Origin of the sequence: Paludisphaera borealis, assembly GCF_001956985.1 — a bacterium.
Classification (GTDB): Bacteria; Planctomycetota; Planctomycetia; order Isosphaerales; family Isosphaeraceae; genus Paludisphaera; species Paludisphaera borealis.
In genome coordinates this window covers 5,933,102-5,949,658 of record NZ_CP019082.1, presented here as the reverse complement: position 1 = coordinate 5,949,658, position 16,557 = coordinate 5,933,102, and the positions used below count along the sequence as shown (strand labels likewise).

Genomic DNA, 16,557 nt, shown 5'->3' with positions numbered 1-16,557 from the left:
GCCCCGCGTCGTCCTCAGAAGAAATCGTCGACGGTCGGCGTGATGACGAGTTCCGGCACCCGGGCGCGGGGGTGCAGCTCGACCAGGAACTTCACGGCCGCCGCGACGTCTTCCGGCTGAAGGATCGCCGCGCGACGCTCCTGGCCGACGGGGACCGGGCGGGCGTCGAGGATCGGCGTGTTCACCTCGCCCGGGTAGATCACCGTCGAGCGAATCCCCCGCTCGCGCTCCTCGCGCCCCAGGCAGAGCCCGAGCGCCGACTGGCCGAACTTCGACGCCGAGTAACCCGCCCCGCCCAGAGTGCTCGCGCGCACGCCCGAGATCGAGCAAACCTGGATCACCAGGCCGTTCTTTCGCTCCCGCATCCCCGGCAAGACCTCGTGGAGCAGGTTGAACGAGCCCGTCAGGTTGGTCGCGATCATGCGATCCCAATCCTCGGGCGACAGCACGTCGAGACCCCGGTGGCGGACGTTCGTGCCGGCGTTGCTGATCAGCACGTCGATCGAGGAGAACGCGGAAACGACCGTCTCCACCATCCGCTTGACCCCCGCGCGATCGGCGACGTCGCACGGGGCGAGGATCGCGCGGTCGCCGTTGGCCAGCAGCGCTTGCGTCGCTTCGAGCTTCTTGGGGTCGCGGCCGACGAGGGCCACCCGCAGACCCATCGCCGACAACGCCTGCGCGATCCCGCGGCCGATGCCGCTGCCCGCTCCGGTGACCACCGCGGTTTCCAGCTTCTGACTCATGGCTCTTTACCTCGACCTGCTAGAGCGGTTTGCGTTTGGGTTGCACTCGTAGGGGCGTCCCTTGTGGGCGCCCGAGTCGCCAAGGCCGCCGCGGTTGCCGACGCCGATCGGGCGCCCACAAGGGACGCCCCTACAGAGATACGGGCTTCCTGCGCACACCAGGTTTGTGCAACCCAAACGGTAAACCTCGCTAAAAACGAAAAGGCCCCGCGCTCGATTGCCGGCGCGGGGCCTTGAGACGGATCTGGATTGTAACCCGGAGCAGTCGCCCAAGGCGACGCCCCGCCCGCGCTCAGCTCTTCGAGGCGTTCCAGGCTCGCACGCGGCTGACCGCCTTCGTTCCGTCCGACGAATTCGCCCACTTATTCATCGCCTGGACGAGCTGCCCAAGTCCCGACTGGCCGAGCTTCGAGCTTGAAGCGGCTTGCACGGCGTCGTTGGAGCTGAGCGGCTTGCCGTTGAGATACAGCACGACGTCGAGCGTCTGCTGCGCGGGCGATGTGGGCGCCGTAGGGGGGTTCTGGGTCTCCGGAACGTACGAGACCGGGATGCTCGGCGGGACGACCGGAGTCGTCGGCGGCGTCACCACGGGGGTCGTCGGCGGCGTCACCACGGGGGTCGTCGGCGGCGTTTCCACGGGGGTCGTCGGCGGCGTCACGACCACAGGCGGCGTCACGACCACAGGCGGCGTGACAACGGGCGGCGTCACGACCACAGGCGGCGTCACGACCACAGGCGGCGTGACAACAGGCGGCGTGACAACGGGCGGCGTGACAACGGGCGGCGTCACGACCACAGGCGGCGTGACAACCACGGGCGGCGTGACAACGGGAGGCGTGACGACCACGGGCGGCGTCGTGGAAGCTCCGGGGACGAGCGAGGCCGACTTGGCGAGATCAAGACGGCCAAGGCTGATGCCCGTCGTGGCGTCGTAGATCGGGGTGGCACCCTGCTTGAGCCAGCCGGTGATCTGATCGACGGTCGGCAGCGTGTGATACCGCGACATGTAGAGCTGCTGGAGCAGCACGACCGAGCCCGAGACCAGCGGAGCGGCGAAGCTCGTGCCGTCGACGGTCGAGTAGCCGTTGTCGCCCGAGGGCGCGACGATCCCCGCGCCGGGAGCGGCGATGTCGGTGGCCGTCGCCCCGCCGAGCGCCGTGCCCAGCCGCTGGGCGTTCGAGAGCAGCTTGTCGTTCGAGTCGGTGGCAGTGACGCTGATCACGCCGTCGACGACCGCCGTGAAGCCCTCGCCCTGTTGACCCGTGAAGCTGTTGCCGGTGGCCGAGACCACGGCGATGTTCATGGTTTTGAGCTGCTGGACGAGCCCGGTGATCTGCTGACCGACCCCCGCGTCCTGGGCGAACCAGTTGCGGGCGTAGTTGCCGCCGTTGGACAGCGACATGTTCACGACCGAGATGTTGTACTCGCTGTGATGATCGACGACCCACTGCAAGGCACTGGCGATGCTGGTGAGGTCGGCCGCGTTGTTGTCGCCGGTGACCTTGAGCGCGACGACGTCGACCCCGGGCGCGACGCCCAGGTGGCTGGGATCGGAGCCCGCGATCAGGCCGGCCACGGAGGTGCCGTGCTGCGACGTGGTCGCCAGAGGGTCGCCGGAGCCTTTGGCGAAGTCGTAACCGGCGATCACCCGGGAGTTGGCGCCGAAGCCGCCGCCCAAGGCCTTGTTGTTGTAGTCCACGCCGGTGTCGATCACCGCCACGGTCAGGCCGCTGCCGTCGATGTTGTAGTTCTGTCGCGTCTGGGCCGCGCCGATGATCGGATCAAAGACCGTCGGCGTGCCGGTGGCGACCGTTCCGGCCGGCGTCTCGGTGGTCCGCGACAGCGTCGCCCGCTGGAAAGCGGCGGCACGCGTCGCGAACGCATTCGCATTCGCCGCGCCGGTCCGGGCCGCTTGGGCGTTTAGCCTGGCCGCCTTCAACTGGACGTTGGCGTTGACCTTGGTCGGAGTGGTGGCGTGGGCCGCGACGATCCGTGTGTGATGGGCAGCTTCAAAATGCTTAGCTGCGCCAGGATTCGGAAGGCTCGTCCCGAGCCCGGCCGAGAGCAGTTGCCGCACATCAAGCTCTTCGAGCCCGACATGTTGCCGCCTGCGCTTTGGGTCTCGAGGACGGTTGCCATTCAGGGTCCAAGCCATAGAGCGAATCTCCCCAGACGGCCGCCAAACCATTGGCTCAGGCCGCCCCGCGATTCGGTTGTGAACGCTCCCCTTCCATGGCGGGCGTCGACTCCCCTGCCGTTGCTGTCCGGCGGAGACTCGAAACCCGGAGAGTCCGCCCGAGTCAAACTCGGACGAAGTTCCACGGAGCGCGTGACAAGGTTGTGAGGCGCGAGAAGGGCTCTCGGGGCGGACGAGGAGCGCGACGCGAGGTCCGGTGACTTCGACGACCGCGTGGATCTCCTCCTTCGCCTTGGGCCCTTCAGCCCGAGCGCGGAGAATCGACGGCGGACCAGGTTGGGACTCAAGGGGCTGGGGACACCCTCGACCCTTCGCCTGGGACCGGCGACTCGGCTACAAACTCCTTGAGGTGAGCCGGGCGGTTTCCATCGTGCCCGACTCGATCGGAGGAGGGCCGACATGCGGCCTTCCTCCACCGGCGCGGTTCCACTCGCACCGGCTCGACCGACGACGCCTCGGCCCAGCCTTGGGCTCGATCACGACGACGGCCATCCCTCCCCGACCGCTTCCCATTCCGTATTGTGCCCCATCATGGGACGCACTAGAGTGAGGGCGAATCAGGTCGGCGCCGGTTGAGAACAGGTCTCCTCCGGTGCCCCTTGTATCGGATTCGATCCAAGCCGAGGTCCGAAGGAAAAATGGAAAATGTCGCGGTGATTCCGGCGCGGTTCGCTTCGACCCGACTCCCCGGCAAACCCCTTTTATCCGACACCGGGCGGCCACTGATTCAGCACGTGGTGGAAGCCGCACGACGCGCGAAATCGTTGGGACGCGTCGTAGTCGCCACCGACGATCGACGGATCGCCGACGCGGTCGCGGCCTTCGGCGGCGAATTCGTCATGACCCGCGCCGACCATGCGACCGGCTCCGACCGCGTCGCCGAGGCGGCTTCCCTCCTCCCCGAAGCCGCGATCATCGTCAACATCCAGGGGGATGAGCCCGAGATCGAAGGATCGACGATCGATCATTTGATCAAGCTCCTGGAAAACGACCCCGAGGCCCCGATGGCCACGCTGGCGACCCCGATCCGCGACGGGGCGATCTATCACGACCCCTCGTGCGTCAAGGTCGTGGTCTCGACGCGCGGCCGGGCCCTCTATTTTTCGCGGAGCCCGATCCCCTGCCACCGCGACGGCCTCCCCGACTTCCCGACGGCCGAGCCGCCGGCCGCGTTCCTCCACCTCGGCCTTTACGCCTACCGCCGCGACTTCCTGTTCAAGATCAGCGGCCTGCCCCGCTCGCCTCTCGAAGCGGCCGAGAAGCTCGAACAGCTCCGCGTGCTCGAAGCCGGATACCCGATCGCGATCGGCGTCGTCGAGGAGTCGAGCATCGGCGTCGACACCCCTGAAGACTACCGACGCTTCGTCGAACGCTGGCGACGGGCGCATCCGGGCTGAGCGTTCTAATACTCCGTTGGACGACGATTATGGATAGGTCATTGCCGACTCTGGATCCATCACTTGGATGCGATTTTCATTGTCCTCGTCTTCGTGGTGTTTTTGAGATTGTGCGTAGCGCACTTGCGATGGCTAACTCGCAAGGCTCTCCAAGCCCTGAGCGAATGGGCTAAATCCGAACACATCGAGTTGATTGACATTCGACCGACGAAATGGAAGCCGCCCTGGTTCCTCCCGGATCGGATGAGGGTCTTCGAGATTTGCGTCGTCGACTCAACCGGGCGCAAGCGGAGGGGGCGAGCCGTCTGCGGCGATCCGTTCTGGAGGATCTCCGACAGGACGGTGTCCGTCGAGTGGAACGCCGATCAGGATCTGGAATGACGGGAAATCGATCCGATCGGCGCAATCGACTCAGGTCCGCAAATCGCGACGAGCCGCGTGGACGAGTTCGTCGAGCTTCGACAGGAATCGCGAGCGGTCGGTCTTCGCAAATGGAGCCGGGCCGCCGCCGAAGGTCCCGCCTTGCCGGAGCATGTCGTGCAGGGCGCGGGTCGCCAGGGCGTCGCCGATCGCGTCCTCGGTGAACTCGAACCCCTTGGCGCCGAGCACCCGCGCGCCGGTCTCGATGCAGCGCCCCGCGAGCGGGATGTCGGACGTGACGACGACGTCCCCTTTCACGGCCCGCTCGGCGATCCAGTCGTCGGCGACGTCGAACCCGCCGCTCACGACCACCATCTCTATCAGCGGCTCGGCAGGGACCCGGATGACCGAGTTTGCCACCACGAACACCTTCAGCTCATAGCGCCGGCCCACCCGGTAGATCTCCTCTTTCACCGGACAGGCGTCGGCGTCGACGTACAGGGGCATGAACATTCCTCATAAGCCGTGGGATCGCTGTCATCAAGCGTACCCGCAACCGCCCCGCCGGGCCACTTCGCGAGACCAAGAAAATAACGCGTCGGCGTTCCGGCGGGAAAATCGAGGGGAAAGTCCCCAAGCGTCCGCGTGGCGAGGAGGTGGGTCGTGTCGTCACACGAGAAATCGCAAAAACGAACCTGACTCCTTCCGCCCCGTCGCAACGATCTTAAATCGCGCCCGCGCGGAGAGGGGATCGATCATGTCATCACACAAGAAAGCGCAAAAGCCGAAGCGGTTGTTCTCCGAGAAGAACCAGGCGCGTCGCGCCCCACCGATCCTGCACTCGGAGACGAAGGACTGGGGGCCGAGCTACATCGGCGAGTTCGATGAATTATACGAACCGACCGAACTCGACTACCTGCGCGTCTTCTACGAACGCGGAGTGCTTGCCCCCGATGAGCCCTTCGACTTCGACTCGGAGGACCTCAACGAGTTCGGGCGATTGAAGATGTCGGTCGTCTTGAAGGAATTCGTCCGGCCTGTCTGGGATGAAGAGCAGAGCGAGAGGGCCCTGTCGAGTATGTTGCTCGTGGCGAGCCTGGCCTGGAACCTCGCTCTGAGTTCCGATGCGGTGGACGAGGCGGAGGTTCGGAGCTTATTACTCGAAGGCCGGTATGAAGGCGTGCCGGCGGACGAGGACGAGGTCGAGGCGGCCATCGATTTCGTCCGCTTCATGATTGGGCGCAAGCACGCGTATTTCGAGAACGAGAAGCGCCCCATCCTCAACGCCACGATCGAAGTGCTGCCGGACGGCCAAAAACGACTCCTGGTCGTCTCGGGCCTGACCCAAGCCGACCTGCCCGGGCCCGACGCCATCCAGCTTCCCCCCCCCGCCGCAGGGGCGTGACTTACCAGCCGCAAGGACAATCCGCGCGTTCCTCACACGGAACCGCGACCGCCTCGCTTCGTGAGGAGAATGATTTGGACCGATTGCCTCGCCGGTCCGCCTGGCGGCGACCGGCGACGGCGCGGCGGTTCCGACGGTCATTTATGGGATTGCTCGTGGGCCGTCTTCGTGTGGGCGTGGGCCTTCTCGCTGTGCTCGTGGGCGGCGGTCGCGTGTTGCTTGGCCTCCGCGTGCTCGCCGATGTCGTGATGGTGCGCCGCGGCGTGATGGTGATGCGCCGCGGCGTGATGGTGGGCCGCCGCCTGATGGTGATGCTCCGAGGCGGGATGCTTTGCTTTATCAGCCATCGTCGATCTCCTGAATTGTGATCTCCCGGCCGTCAGCATGGTGCGACCACCATCACTCGGCCGAGATTAAGAGATCGCAATAAACGTGCCGAGGTCGGTCGAAACCAATCGCCGTCCGCCTCGGGCCGCCTGGCTCGGTGTCAGTCGTTGAACAGGCGGCTGACGCTCTCGCGGCGGCGGGTGGCTGTGACGAAATGCCACAGACGCGGGGGCCGGGGCGTCCACACCATGGCATCCCGCCACAGCCACCTGAGGCCGCCGTGACGCACCCGTTCGGCCAGGTCGTGGGGGACTCGGCGAGGTGAGCAGGGCCGGCTCCCATTCCCAGGACGACCCGGGGCCGTCGGCTACCAACCACCATGGACGCACGGTAGGATGGAGGAGATATAAGGAGAACTGGAATGCGACCCACACCTGTCCAACTCCGCGTCTTGACGATGGTCTACCTGGCGGCATTCCTATGCACGGCTGTCGGTCACATCATCCTCTGGTTCTGGGAATGGGAGAGAGGGAGCATCTATCTCCCCGCGACCACTTACATGACATTGGCGATGTGCTACATGGCCGTCGTCTTGCCCATCTTCCAGATCCTCGCCTCTCGTCGGCCACTCCGAAATCCGGACTCCCCTTGGGGAATCTTCGCGCAGCGAAAGCCGGGCAAGCTATGGGAGTTGATGCTAGTAATCGCACTGATCGCCCCGATCTATCCCCTCCTCGCCCAGTCTCAGAGCGAGCGCGAACGCATCAGGGCAGCACTGACCTTTAAATGGGATCAGACCGAAGCCCTCATCAAGAGAGTGTTTCGGAATGGAGAGGTTGAGCCGCTCGAGGAAGCAGCCCGCCTTGAGGCGCTGGCCGCGGAAAGCCTCGCCAAAGACGCCCGCGGCGAGTCGTGGGAATCGGTGACCTGGGCCGAGCGATCGAAAATGTACGCTGAGGACGCGGTGCTTTTGCGCGAAGGAGCAGCCCATCGCGCCGAACTCCGGAGACAAAGCGAGGAGTATCGGGCCAAGCTGGAATTAGGTTCTTCGAAGGACGAGGGCCGTTGACGGCGACGGGTGAGCCATGCGACGCGGCCGGATGACGACAAGACGGTGGATGGCGGTCGTCGCCGTCGTCGCCCTGATTGCAAGCTGCCTCGCGATGGAGGACCGGAGGCAGCATACGATGATCGCCCGCCAGCAGTCCGCCCTGCTGAACGAGGCGGCGGCCCGCGATCACGCCCTCCAATTCCTCGAGGCGAATGATCCCGAAGCGGCCAAGGCGTGGCAGGCGGTCGCGGCCTACTACGCCGGGCTCATCGAGAAATACCAGGACGCCGCCTCGCGCCCGTTCTCGTGGGTCGAGCCGGACCCGCCCAACCCGGCGCTTACAGCGCCCTCGCCTCCCTGATGACCGTGCACGCCAGGCGAGCCCGAGCGAACGAAGTCAGGCCCGTCCGACTTGCTTCGTTCGCACGCAGACGCCGGCTCAGTAGTTGAACAGGCGGCTGACGCTCTCTCGGCGGTGGATCGACATGATGGCGTCGGCGAAGAGGTTGGCGATGCTCACGACCTTGCAGCACGGGGGGAGCGGCTCGAACCGGTAGCCGATCGTGTCGGTCAGGACCAGCTCCTTGATAGGCGAGCGGGCAAGCTTCTCGGCCGAGCCCTTGGAGAAGACGCCGTGCGAGACGCAGGCGTAGACGTCGCGCGCCCCGCGCTCCTTGCAGGCCTGGGCCATCTCGATCAGGGTGCCGCCGGTGATCGTGAAGTCGTCGACGATCAGGACGTTCTTGTCCTTGACGTCGCCCACGATGTCGAGCATCTCGGCCTTCTCGTCGTGGCCGCGTCGAACCTTGTTGCCGAAGACGACCGGCGCGTGGATCATCTCGGCGAACTTGTACGCCTGCTTGCCGAAGCCGACGTCGGGCGAGCCGACGACCAGGTCGGGGATCTCCTTGCGCCGGAAGTAGTCGACGAGGACCGGCATCGCGTACAGATGGTCGACGGGGATCTTGAAGAACCCCTGGATCTGCGGGCTGTGCAGGTCGAGCGTCAAGACCCGGTCGGCGCCGGCCGCCTCGATGCAATCGGCGCAGACGCGCGCCCGGATCGACACCCGGGGCTCGTCCTTCTTGTCCCCCTTGGCGTAGGAGAAGAACGGGATCACGGCCGTGACCTGCGTGGCGCTGGCGCGCTTGAAGGCGTCGATCCAGAACAACAACTCCATGAAGTTGTCGTTGACCGGATACTCGGTCCCCTGGATCACGTACACGTCGCGGCCGCGGACGTTTTCGAGCACCCGGACGAATACGTTGCCTTCGCTGAACGTCTTCGTCTCCGACTTCGCCAGATCAACCCCGAGGTGCTCGCAGATCGACTTCCCCAGCACTCCGCTGGCGCTCCCGGCGAAGACTTTCAGCTCCCCGTAGGGATCGACCCGGTTCGACGACGTGCAGATCAGAGACTTGTCCTGGCTCACAATGATCGCCCTGTTGCACGGGTTTGGCATGGCCGAAAGGGGCGCGCCGTAAACGTCGCGACCCCGACATGCCTCGTCGATCCTCCACCGCCCACACTTCATCTTAACATCGCGAGGGGCGACCGGCCAACCGCGAAAGCCGAGCGTTGGAACGCCCGTCGTTGATCCTACGGTCCCACAGCTCGATCGGACCGAGACCGGAAAGTCCTGTCGAACGGCGGCCAGTCGTTTACAATGAGTCCGAAGTCGAAATGACTCCATCCCACCTACCTACGCGCATCCCTCGACGAGGAGCAGAAGCCATGCAGGGACGTCGGTTCGAGAATGTCGGCCTTTGGGGCTGGTTGACCCTGGCCGTCGCCTTGCTCGCCGGGTCGACGTCCATTTACGGCGGCTCGCTCCAGGAGCCCGCCGAGCCGAAGCCCAGCCTGGACGGCGCGGTCGGCTGGATCAACTCGGGGCCGATCGAGCTGGAGTCGCTGAAGGGGAAGATCGTCCTCCTCGACTTCTGGACCTACTGCTGCATTAACTGCCACCACATCCTCCCCGACCTCGAAAAGCTTGAGAAGAAGTACGGCAAGGAGCTGGTCGTCATCGGCGTGCATTCCGGCAAGTTCGACGCCGAGCGCGACACCGAGAACATCCGAAAAAAGGTCGCCGAGTACCGGATCAAGCATCCGGTCGCCAACGACGCCGAGATGAGGATCTGGGAGCGGTTCGGCGCCAGCGGCTGGCCGACGCTCACCTTGATCGATCCCGACGGCAACGTCGTCGGCTCGCGCAGCGGCGAAGGCAATTACGAGCTCTTCGACAGGGTCATCGGCGAGCTGGCCGCCAAGTTCCGCAAGGCCGGCAAGCTCAACGAGAAGCCAATCGAGTTCGCCACCGAGGAAAGCCAGTACGCCGACAAGGCCCTGCTCTTCCCGGGCAAGGTCCTGGCCGACGCCGGGAGCAACCGCCTGTTCATCTCCGACACCGGCCACAACCGGATCGTCCAGACCGACCTGAACGGCGGCGACCCGGTGGTCATCGGCGACGGCGGCCACGGACTGGTCGACGGCTCGTACGCCAAGGCCCGGTTCAACCGCCAGCAGGGCATGTGCCTTGAAGGCGACGTCCTCTACGTCGCCGACACCGAGAACCACGCGATCCGCGCGATCGACCTCAAAAAGAAGGAAGTGACCACCGTCGTCGGCGACGGCCAGCAAGCCCAGCACGATCCCCGACACGTCTTCGTCGGGCCGGGCAAGACGTCGCAGATTTCGAGCCCCTGGGACGTGATCCAGATCCCCGGCTCGCGGACCATCTACATCGCCATGGCCGGCCCGCACCAGATCTGGAAATTCGACCCGGCCGACGGCACGGTCCGCTCGTGGGCCGGCTCCGGGCGCGAGAACATCCTCGACGGCGACCTCAGAGACTCGAATTTCGCCCAGCCCAGCGGCCTGGCCACCGACGGGAAACACTTGTTCGTCGCCGACTCCGAAGTCTCCGGCGTTCGGATCATCACCGGCCTGAGCGGCCCCGAACCCAAGGTCGGCCGGATCGTCGGCAAGGGCCTCTTCGATTACGGCGACCGCGACGGCAAGGGGCCCGAGCAGGTCCGGCTCCAGCACTGCCTCGGCCTCGCCTACGGCGACGGCAAGCTGTTCATCGCCGACACCTACAACAACAAGGTCAAGGCCTGCGACCCCGCCACCGCCACCGTCGCCACCTTCGTCGGCACCAACGAGTCCGGCGACACCGACGTCCCCCCGACGTTCTACCAGCCCGGCGGACTCAGCGTCGTCGGCGACAACCTCTACGTCGCCGACACCAACAACCACAAGATCAAGGTCGTCAACCTGAAGACCAAAACCGCCCGGACCCTCGAAATCCCGGCCCTCAAGCCCCCGGTCCCCCTCCCCTGACCCGCTCGCTCGATTCCGGACCGACCTCACTGTGGCCAGCTCCAATAGGGCCGGTCCGGGCTTCATCCCGCTTGCGATTTCCTCCGTCTGGACGATAATTAGAAATCCGTCTAAATGCGAAGCTCGGACGAAAGGTGGGAATCGCCATGCTTCAAGTGCTGCCGATCGTGCTGATGATGGTGGTCGCGGGGGACGTGAAGGACGACGCGCGGACGTTTCTTGAGAAATGCCAGGCGTCCAGATTCGAGGAGGCGAGTGCGAATTTCGACGCCAAGATGAAGGAGGTGCTGCCGCCGGCCAAGCTGTCGCAGACCTGGGAAGGCCTGATCAAGCAGCTCGGCCCGATCACGAAGACGGGCGAGCCGCGCGAGGACAAGGTCGGCAAGTCGCGGCGGGCGAAGATCCGTTGCGAGTTCAAATCCACGGCCCTCGACGCCCTGGTCAGCTTCAACGCCGAAGGGAAGATCGAAGGCTTCTTCCTGGTCCCCGCCGAGGACTCGAAGACGGCCGAGGGAGCCACCAAGCGGGCCGATCCGCCGTACGTCGACCGGAGCAAATTCACCGAGGAAAAGGTGACGGTCGGAGCCGAGGGTTGGCCGTTGCCCGGCGTTCTGACCCGGCCGAAGGGAACGGCCAAGTCGCCGCTCGTGATCCTGGTCCACGGCTCGGGCCCGCAGGACCGCGACGAGACCATCGGCCCCAACACGCCGTTTCGCGACCTGGCCCACGGCCTGTCGAGCCGGGGCGTCGCCGTGCTGCGGTACGACAAACGGACCAAGGCGCATGTCGCGCGGTATGTGGCAGACCCGGCCGTCGTGGCCAAGATCACGATCAAGGAAGAGGTCGTCGACGACGTCCTTGCGACGATCGCCCAGGCCCGGCGGATGTCGGGGATCGACCCCGACCGCGTCTTCGTCCTGGGACACAGTCTGGGAGGCACGCTGGCCCCGCTGATCGCTCAGAAAGACGGCAAGCTGGCCGGCGTCATCCTCATGGCGGCCTCGAACCGTCCCCCGCACGAGTTGATCCGCGATCAGCTCGACCATATCAAAAAGGTCGACCCCGACCAGGCCGTCGAGCTCGCCAAGGACAAGACGATCGACGAAGCGCTGGCCCGGATGAAGGCGGGCAAGGCCCGCGACGACGAGAAGATCCTGGGCGCGTCGGTGTATTACTGGAAGTCGATGGCCGCCGTCCAGTCGGCCAAGCTCGCCGGCAGCCTCGCCAAGTTGCCGGTGCTGGTCCTCCAGGGGGGCCGCGACTATCAGGTTACCGAGGTCGACTTCGATGCGTTCCGCCAGGCGCTCAAGGGGCGGGCCAACACGGCCTTCCACCTCTATCCCGATCTCAACCACTGCTTCCAGAAAGGCGAAGGCAAGGCGACCCCCGCCGAGTACGGCAAGCCGGGGATCGTCGACGAGCGCGTGATCCGCGACGTGTCGGGCTGGGTCCGATCGATCCGCTGAGGGCCGAAGACGAATTCCCTTCTCCCCTTGCGGGAGAAGGTGCCGCGCAGCGGCGGATGAGGGGTATTCGATCGCCAAGGCGTTCGATGCCCCCATCCTATTACGACCACCCCTCATCCGGCCTTCGGCCACCTTCTCCCGCAAGGGGAGAAGGCATGCTCGCAACAGCCTATCTTGATGGCTGTCCGAACCTCACGATTCCTCAGCCGTGGTCTCCGTCCGCAGGCGGAGGCCGATCGGCAGGGCGTCGCCGAGCGCCTGGCCTTCCTGGGCGGCTTCGAGTTCGTGGTACTCGCGGACGGGCTTCAAGACGTCGTCGTCGGCGCCGAGGGTCGACAGGCGGTCGAGCACGCGGTCGCGGATCGGGTCGGCCAGGTCGCGGGCGCGGTCGCCGGAGTAGCGGGCGATCTGGCTGAGGGCGAAGATCGCGTCGGCGGTCTCGCGACCGGCGGCGAACTCGCGGGCGAGCAAAGCTTCGGCCCAGCGCTCGGCCTTCTCGCGGCCCACGACCGTATTCGCCAGGCCGTACAGCGGCACCCGCGCCCCCAGCCTTCCCAGGCACCAGAGCACGTAGCCGGCCGGCGCCGGCCGGGCCAGCTCCTTCACCAGGACGCTTCCGAGTTGCTCCTTGACCTCGGGCGCGAGCCGTTCGAGGCTCGACGCGCACCGCCACATCTCGGCCGTCTCGTGCGCCTCGGGCTTGGGCCGGCCGGCCTTCTTCGAGGCGCTGACGCCCTTCGCGGGGAGCAGGAATGGGGCGAGCCGACGATGGATCTCGTCGTGATGCTGGCGATTCAGACCGGCCGCGACGCGCCGCCAGAGAATCCACCACTCGGCCCAGCACTGGACGTCCTTGCCGTGCCGGACCCCTTGATGGAAGACCGGCCAGAGGGCCTTGATGCGGATCTCGTCAAGCGGGAAGCCTCGGCCCGGCCGGAGCGCGTAGCCGACGATGTTGTACCATCGCGATTCGTGCTGCGGGCTCTTGGTCCGCTGGTCGGCCAGGTCGCGGAGCGGCTCCCAGAACGCGCGCAGGGCCGACGGCGGCCAGCCGTCGCGCTGGACGTCGAGGATCTCTTCGAGCCGCTTGACGAGCCGCGACGGGCCGGTTTCCGAGCTGGCGGCGCCGGCCGACGACTGGAAGGCGGTCTGGATCGCCGCGATCGCCGCATCCAGCTCGGTCTGCTCGATGATGATCCGGTCGGTCTCGACGCCCGCCACGGAGACGGACGTTTGCGGGGTCGTCTGGCCGGACGGCCCGCGAAGCTGGATCTGGAGCCGCCAGCGGCGGTCGTCGGTCCGCGACTGGCACCAGAGCTCGATGGTGCCGATCTCGGTCACCCGCGCGGCGAGGCGGACGGCCACGCGCTCGGCCTTGGCCTTGCGGCCGACGCGCATCAGGCTTTGCAGCGGCGGCAGCTCGCGGATCGAGTCGGGGTCGGCGGCCACTAGATCGCCCGGCCGATCGTCGGGCCGGACCGAGCTGCTGGCCAGCGGGAAGACGACCGGCTGTCCCATCAACAGATCGAAGTCGCGCCCGGCGACGTCGACCTCGTCCCCTTCCTCGACGTCGCGGGGGACGACGCAGAGCCACGGCTTGGTCGGGTCGCCGGTTTCAAGCCCGACGTAGAACGACCGCGCGGTGCCGCCGCCGATCCGGATGCCGCCGCCGCGACGGACGACCCCGTAATACGCCGCTCCCTGGGCCACGGCGAGGTCGAGCGAGACGTTCGTCAGCACGCGCGGGGCGTAAGGCGGGCCGGGATCGTCGGCGAACCACGAGCCGACGACTCGCACGATCCGCTCTCGAAGGCTGTCGGGTGTGAGCGCGCCACCGTTGAACAGGATCGCGTCGGGCCGCGCGGGGCGGTCGTCGGGCTGCTGCCCCCCCTGCCCGATCGCCTCGGCCCGGTGGCGGCGGAGGAACGCCGAGAGGTGCTTGGGGACGGCCGGATCGGCGACGAACGGCAGGCCGAACTCCTGGAGCCCGAGCTTCGCGCCTCGGTCGGGCTCGGTGCCGCGCTCGACCATCGGGAAGAAGCCGGCGATGGCGATCTCGCGGACCTCGTCGCGCGTCAGCTCCGACTGGATGCTGCCGCCGATCAGCTTCGAACCGCGTCCGGCGATCGTCACCGGCCAGCGCTCGATCGGCGGCCGCTGGTCAAGCAGGAGCTTCTCCTTGGCCGTCCGGCAGGCGAACCGCAGGGCGCTCCACTGCTCGGAGTCGAGCCGCAGCCCGCCGAGTTTCCGCTCTACGTGGTGGGCCAGGGCGAGGTCGATGTTGTCGCCGCCGAGCATCAGGTGATCGCCGACGGCGACCCGCCGAAAGCCCGGGCCGGTCGGCGTCTCGGTCACGGTGATCAGGCTGAAGTCGGTCGTGCCGCCGCCGATGTCGCAGACCAGGATCAACTCCCCGGCGCGAACCTCGCGCTGCCAGCGGTCCTGGTGGGTGACGATCCAGCAATAGAACGCGGCCTGGGGCTCCTCCAGCAGCGTGACCGAAGCCAGCCCGGCGCGTTTGGCGGCCTCGATCGTCAGCTCGCGCGCGGCCTCGTCGAACGAGGCGGGGACGGTCAGGACGACCTCCTGCGCTTCGAGATTCCGCGCGGCGTCGCCGCCGGCCATCGCGTGGTTCCACGAATCGCGGATGTGGATCAGGTAAGCCGCCGAGGCGTCGACCGGCGAGACCTTCTTGATCCCGGTGGGAGCGCCCCAGGGGAGGATGGCGGCCTCGCGATCGACGCCCGGATGGCAGAGCCAGCTCTTGGCGCTCGACACCAGCCGGCTCGGCACCTTCGCCCCTTGAAGCTGGGCGAACTCGCCGACGATCCGGTCGTTCCCCTCGCTCCAGGGCAGAAGCGCCGCGCCCGCTGGAAGCTCAGGGCCGCCCGCCAGGTACAGGAACGAGGGGAGCGTCGGCCGAGGCGCGGTCTCGCCCGGCGCGACGAGCTGCGGCACGTTGAACGGCCGGATGTCGGCCGCCGGCCGCTCACGCCCCTTCGTGTCGACGTACGCCACGGCGCAATTGGTCGTCCCCAGATCGATTCCGACGATGTAGCGTGATCGTGTCATCCGCGGCTCTCGACGCCCCACTGCTCACGGTGCCTTTTTCGTCCACTAACCCATCATAATGCCGCGTGTTCGTCTTTCCCACCGCGGCTCAGGCCGCCGAACTCCGGGCGCGGGCCAGCCGTGCGTGGACGGTCGGCCAGACGCGGTCGGGCGACAGCTCGGTGAAGCATTCGAGGCGGTCGCAGTTCTTGACGAAGCTCGGGGCGCACCAGACGCAGCTCTTGACCACCGCCGCGCGCGGGCCGTACGGGCCGGTCAGCTTGGGATCGGTGCAGGTGTAGATCCCCACCACCGAGGCTCCGGCCGCCGCCGCAAGATGGATCGGCCCGGTGTCGTTCGAGAGGTACAGGTCCGACTGCTTCGCCAGTGCCGCAAGCTGAAGCAGGCTCGTCGCCCCGCAGAGGTCGACGATCGGCGCGCCGGCCAGCTTCTCTCGCAGCGCGTCGACCAGCTCGCGATCCTCGCGACCGCCCACGGCGATCAGCCCGGCGCCGAACTCGGCGGCCGCTCGCCGCGCGATCTCGGCGAAATGCTCGACCGGCCACCGCTTGGTCAGCCAACGCGCGCCGATGTTCAGGATCAGGCGAGGCCCGGGAATACTCGCCAAGGTCTTCCGAGCCCACTCCTCGTCCAACTCGCGGATCGGCAGATGGAACGAAGGCTCGGCGGGCGCCGCCCCGAGCGCCTCGGCCACCCTCATCACGCGGTCGACGGCGTGGACCGAGAGTCGGGAGGCCGAAACCCGATGCGTGTAGAACCACCCGGCGCCTTCACGGGCGTCGTCGAGCCCCACCCGCAGGGCCGCGCCCGTGGCCGCCGTCATGATCCCCGACCGCAACAGCCCTTGCAGGTCGATCGTCAGGTCGAACTCGTCCTTGACCAGCTCGCCGCAAAGCTTCGACATCGCCAGCACGCCGCGCCTCGTGACGCCCGAACCGCCCTTGTCATAGGCGATCACTCGGTTAAGGTCGGGATGGCCTTCGATCAGGCCTCGGAAGGCCGAATTGACCACCCAACTGATGTGGGCGGTGGGCCAGAGCGTCCGGAGCGCCGGGAGGATCGGCAGCGAGTGGACGACGTCGCCCAGCGAGCTAGGCTTGATGATGCAGATGCGTTCAGGTGCCAGACGGGTTACGTCTTCCGATAATGATCCCATCGCCGGGGAACTCCCTTTCCCTATGCTTTCTTGGCGAC

13 protein-coding genes are annotated in these 16,557 nt (G+C 66.7%); 6 read left to right on the top strand and 7 right to left on the bottom strand.

Going from position 1 to position 16,557, the window contains the following annotated elements; all coding sequences use genetic code 11:
* Positions 1-14: 14 nt before the first annotated feature.
* Complete coding sequence (locus BSF38_RS23055; RefSeq protein WP_076349464.1) at positions 15-746, bottom strand: SDR family oxidoreductase; 732 nt, start codon at positions 744-746, stop codon at positions 15-17.
* A gap of 292 nt (positions 747-1,038) precedes the next feature.
* The gene (locus tag BSF38_RS31775) at positions 1,039-2,823 is read right to left on the bottom strand and encodes a S8 family peptidase (RefSeq protein WP_083713304.1); all 1,785 of its coding nucleotides are present in this window, start codon (positions 2,821-2,823) and stop codon (positions 1,039-1,041) included.
* Between the two features lie 758 nt (positions 2,824-3,581).
* Here BSF38_RS31775 and kdsB point away from each other — a divergent pair.
* Entirely contained in the window at positions 3,582-4,340 is a 759-nt protein-coding gene (gene kdsB, locus BSF38_RS23040; protein ID WP_076349463.1) for a 3-deoxy-manno-octulosonate cytidylyltransferase, read from the top strand.
* A 411-nt stretch (positions 4,341-4,751) separates the two neighbouring features.
* Here the strand turns inward: kdsB and BSF38_RS23030 are convergent, their stop codons facing one another.
* Positions 4,752-5,213 (bottom strand): YaiI/YqxD family protein, encoded by a 462-nt coding sequence (locus BSF38_RS23030; protein ID WP_420819232.1) that lies wholly within the window; start codon positions 5,211-5,213, stop codon positions 4,752-4,754.
* Positions 5,214-5,457: 244 nt separating this feature from the next.
* Between BSF38_RS23030 and BSF38_RS23025 the strand changes: the two genes are divergently transcribed.
* Positions 5,458-6,105, top strand: coding sequence for a hypothetical protein (locus BSF38_RS23025; protein ID WP_076349461.1), 648 nt, complete (start codon positions 5,458-5,460; stop codon positions 6,103-6,105).
* Positions 6,106-6,242: 137 nt separating this feature from the next.
* Here BSF38_RS23025 and BSF38_RS23020 read toward each other — a convergent pair whose 3' ends face one another.
* The gene (locus tag BSF38_RS23020; protein ID WP_076349460.1) at positions 6,243-6,452 is read right to left on the bottom strand and encodes a hypothetical protein; all 210 of its coding nucleotides are present in this window, start codon (positions 6,450-6,452) and stop codon (positions 6,243-6,245) included.
* Positions 6,453-6,889: 437 nt separating this feature from the next.
* Between BSF38_RS23020 and BSF38_RS23015 the strand changes: the two genes are divergently transcribed.
* Both BSF38_RS23015 and BSF38_RS23010 read left to right on the top strand, forming a co-directional pair.
* Positions 6,890-7,501, top strand: coding sequence for a hypothetical protein (locus tag BSF38_RS23015; protein ID WP_145952285.1), 612 nt, complete (start codon positions 6,890-6,892; stop codon positions 7,499-7,501).
* Between the two features lie 31 nt (positions 7,502-7,532).
* Entirely contained in the window at positions 7,533-7,844 is a 312-nt protein-coding gene (locus BSF38_RS23010) for a hypothetical protein (RefSeq protein WP_145952284.1), read from the top strand.
* 78 nt (positions 7,845-7,922) lie between these two features.
* On the opposite strand, the gene BSF38_RS23005 is transcribed toward BSF38_RS23010, so the two are convergent.
* Positions 7,923-8,945, bottom strand: a complete 1,023-nt coding sequence (locus BSF38_RS23005) for a ribose-phosphate diphosphokinase (protein WP_083713302.1) — start codon at positions 8,943-8,945, stop codon at positions 7,923-7,925.
* Positions 8,946-9,217: 272 nt separating this feature from the next.
* Between BSF38_RS23005 and BSF38_RS23000 the strand changes: the two genes are divergently transcribed.
* Entirely contained in the window at positions 9,218-10,825 is a 1,608-nt protein-coding gene (locus tag BSF38_RS23000; RefSeq protein ID WP_076349457.1) for a thioredoxin-like domain-containing protein, read from the top strand.
* Positions 10,826-10,971: 146 nt separating this feature from the next.
* A complete protein-coding gene (locus BSF38_RS22995) occupies positions 10,972-12,291 on the top strand; it encodes an alpha/beta hydrolase (RefSeq protein ID WP_083713299.1) in 1,320 nt (439 codons plus the stop codon).
* 192 nt (positions 12,292-12,483) lie between these two features.
* Here the strand turns inward: BSF38_RS22995 and BSF38_RS22990 are convergent, their stop codons facing one another.
* Positions 12,484-15,363: an Hsp70 family protein gene (locus BSF38_RS22990; RefSeq protein WP_076349456.1), complete on the bottom strand. Its 2,880-nt coding sequence runs from the start codon at positions 15,361-15,363 to the stop codon at positions 12,484-12,486.
* Between the two features lie 88 nt (positions 15,364-15,451).
* Positions 15,452-16,519, bottom strand: a complete 1,068-nt coding sequence (locus BSF38_RS22985) for a glycosyltransferase family 9 protein (RefSeq protein ID WP_076349455.1) — start codon at positions 16,517-16,519, stop codon at positions 15,452-15,454.
* Between the last annotated feature and the right edge of the window lie 38 nt (positions 16,520-16,557).

Excerpts from the sequence above, each read along its gene's own strand:
- BSF38_RS23020 (WP_076349460.1), bottom strand. The coding sequence starts at position 6,452 with ATGGCTGATAAAGCAAAGCATCCCGCCTCGGAGCATCACCATCAGGCG.
- BSF38_RS22985 (WP_076349455.1), bottom strand. The coding sequence starts at position 16,519 with ATGGGATCATTATCGGAAGACGTAACCCGTCTGGCACCTGAACGCATC.
- BSF38_RS22995 (WP_083713299.1), top strand. The coding sequence starts at position 10,972 with ATGCTTCAAGTGCTGCCGATCGTGCTGATGATGGTGGTCGCGGGGGAC.
- BSF38_RS23000 (WP_076349457.1), top strand. The coding sequence starts at position 9,218 with ATGCAGGGACGTCGGTTCGAGAATGTCGGCCTTTGGGGCTGGTTGACC.
- BSF38_RS23030 (WP_420819232.1), bottom strand. The coding sequence starts at position 5,213 with ATGTTCATGCCCCTGTACGTCGACGCCGACGCCTGTCCGGTGAAAGAG.
- BSF38_RS23010 (WP_145952284.1), top strand. The coding sequence starts at position 7,533 with ATGACGACAAGACGGTGGATGGCGGTCGTCGCCGTCGTCGCCCTGATT.
- BSF38_RS22990 (WP_076349456.1), bottom strand. The coding sequence starts at position 15,363 with ATGACACGATCACGCTACATCGTCGGAATCGATCTGGGGACGACCAAT.
- kdsB (WP_076349463.1), top strand. The coding sequence starts at position 3,582 with ATGGAAAATGTCGCGGTGATTCCGGCGCGGTTCGCTTCGACCCGACTC.
- BSF38_RS23005 (WP_083713302.1), bottom strand. The coding sequence starts at position 8,945 with ATGCCAAACCCGTGCAACAGGGCGATCATTGTGAGCCAGGACAAGTCT.
- BSF38_RS23015 (WP_145952285.1), top strand. The coding sequence starts at position 6,890 with ATGGTCTACCTGGCGGCATTCCTATGCACGGCTGTCGGTCACATCATC.
- BSF38_RS23025 (WP_076349461.1), top strand. The coding sequence starts at position 5,458 with ATGTCATCACACAAGAAAGCGCAAAAGCCGAAGCGGTTGTTCTCCGAG.
- BSF38_RS23055 (WP_076349464.1), bottom strand. The coding sequence starts at position 746 with ATGAGTCAGAAGCTGGAAACCGCGGTGGTCACCGGAGCGGGCAGCGGC.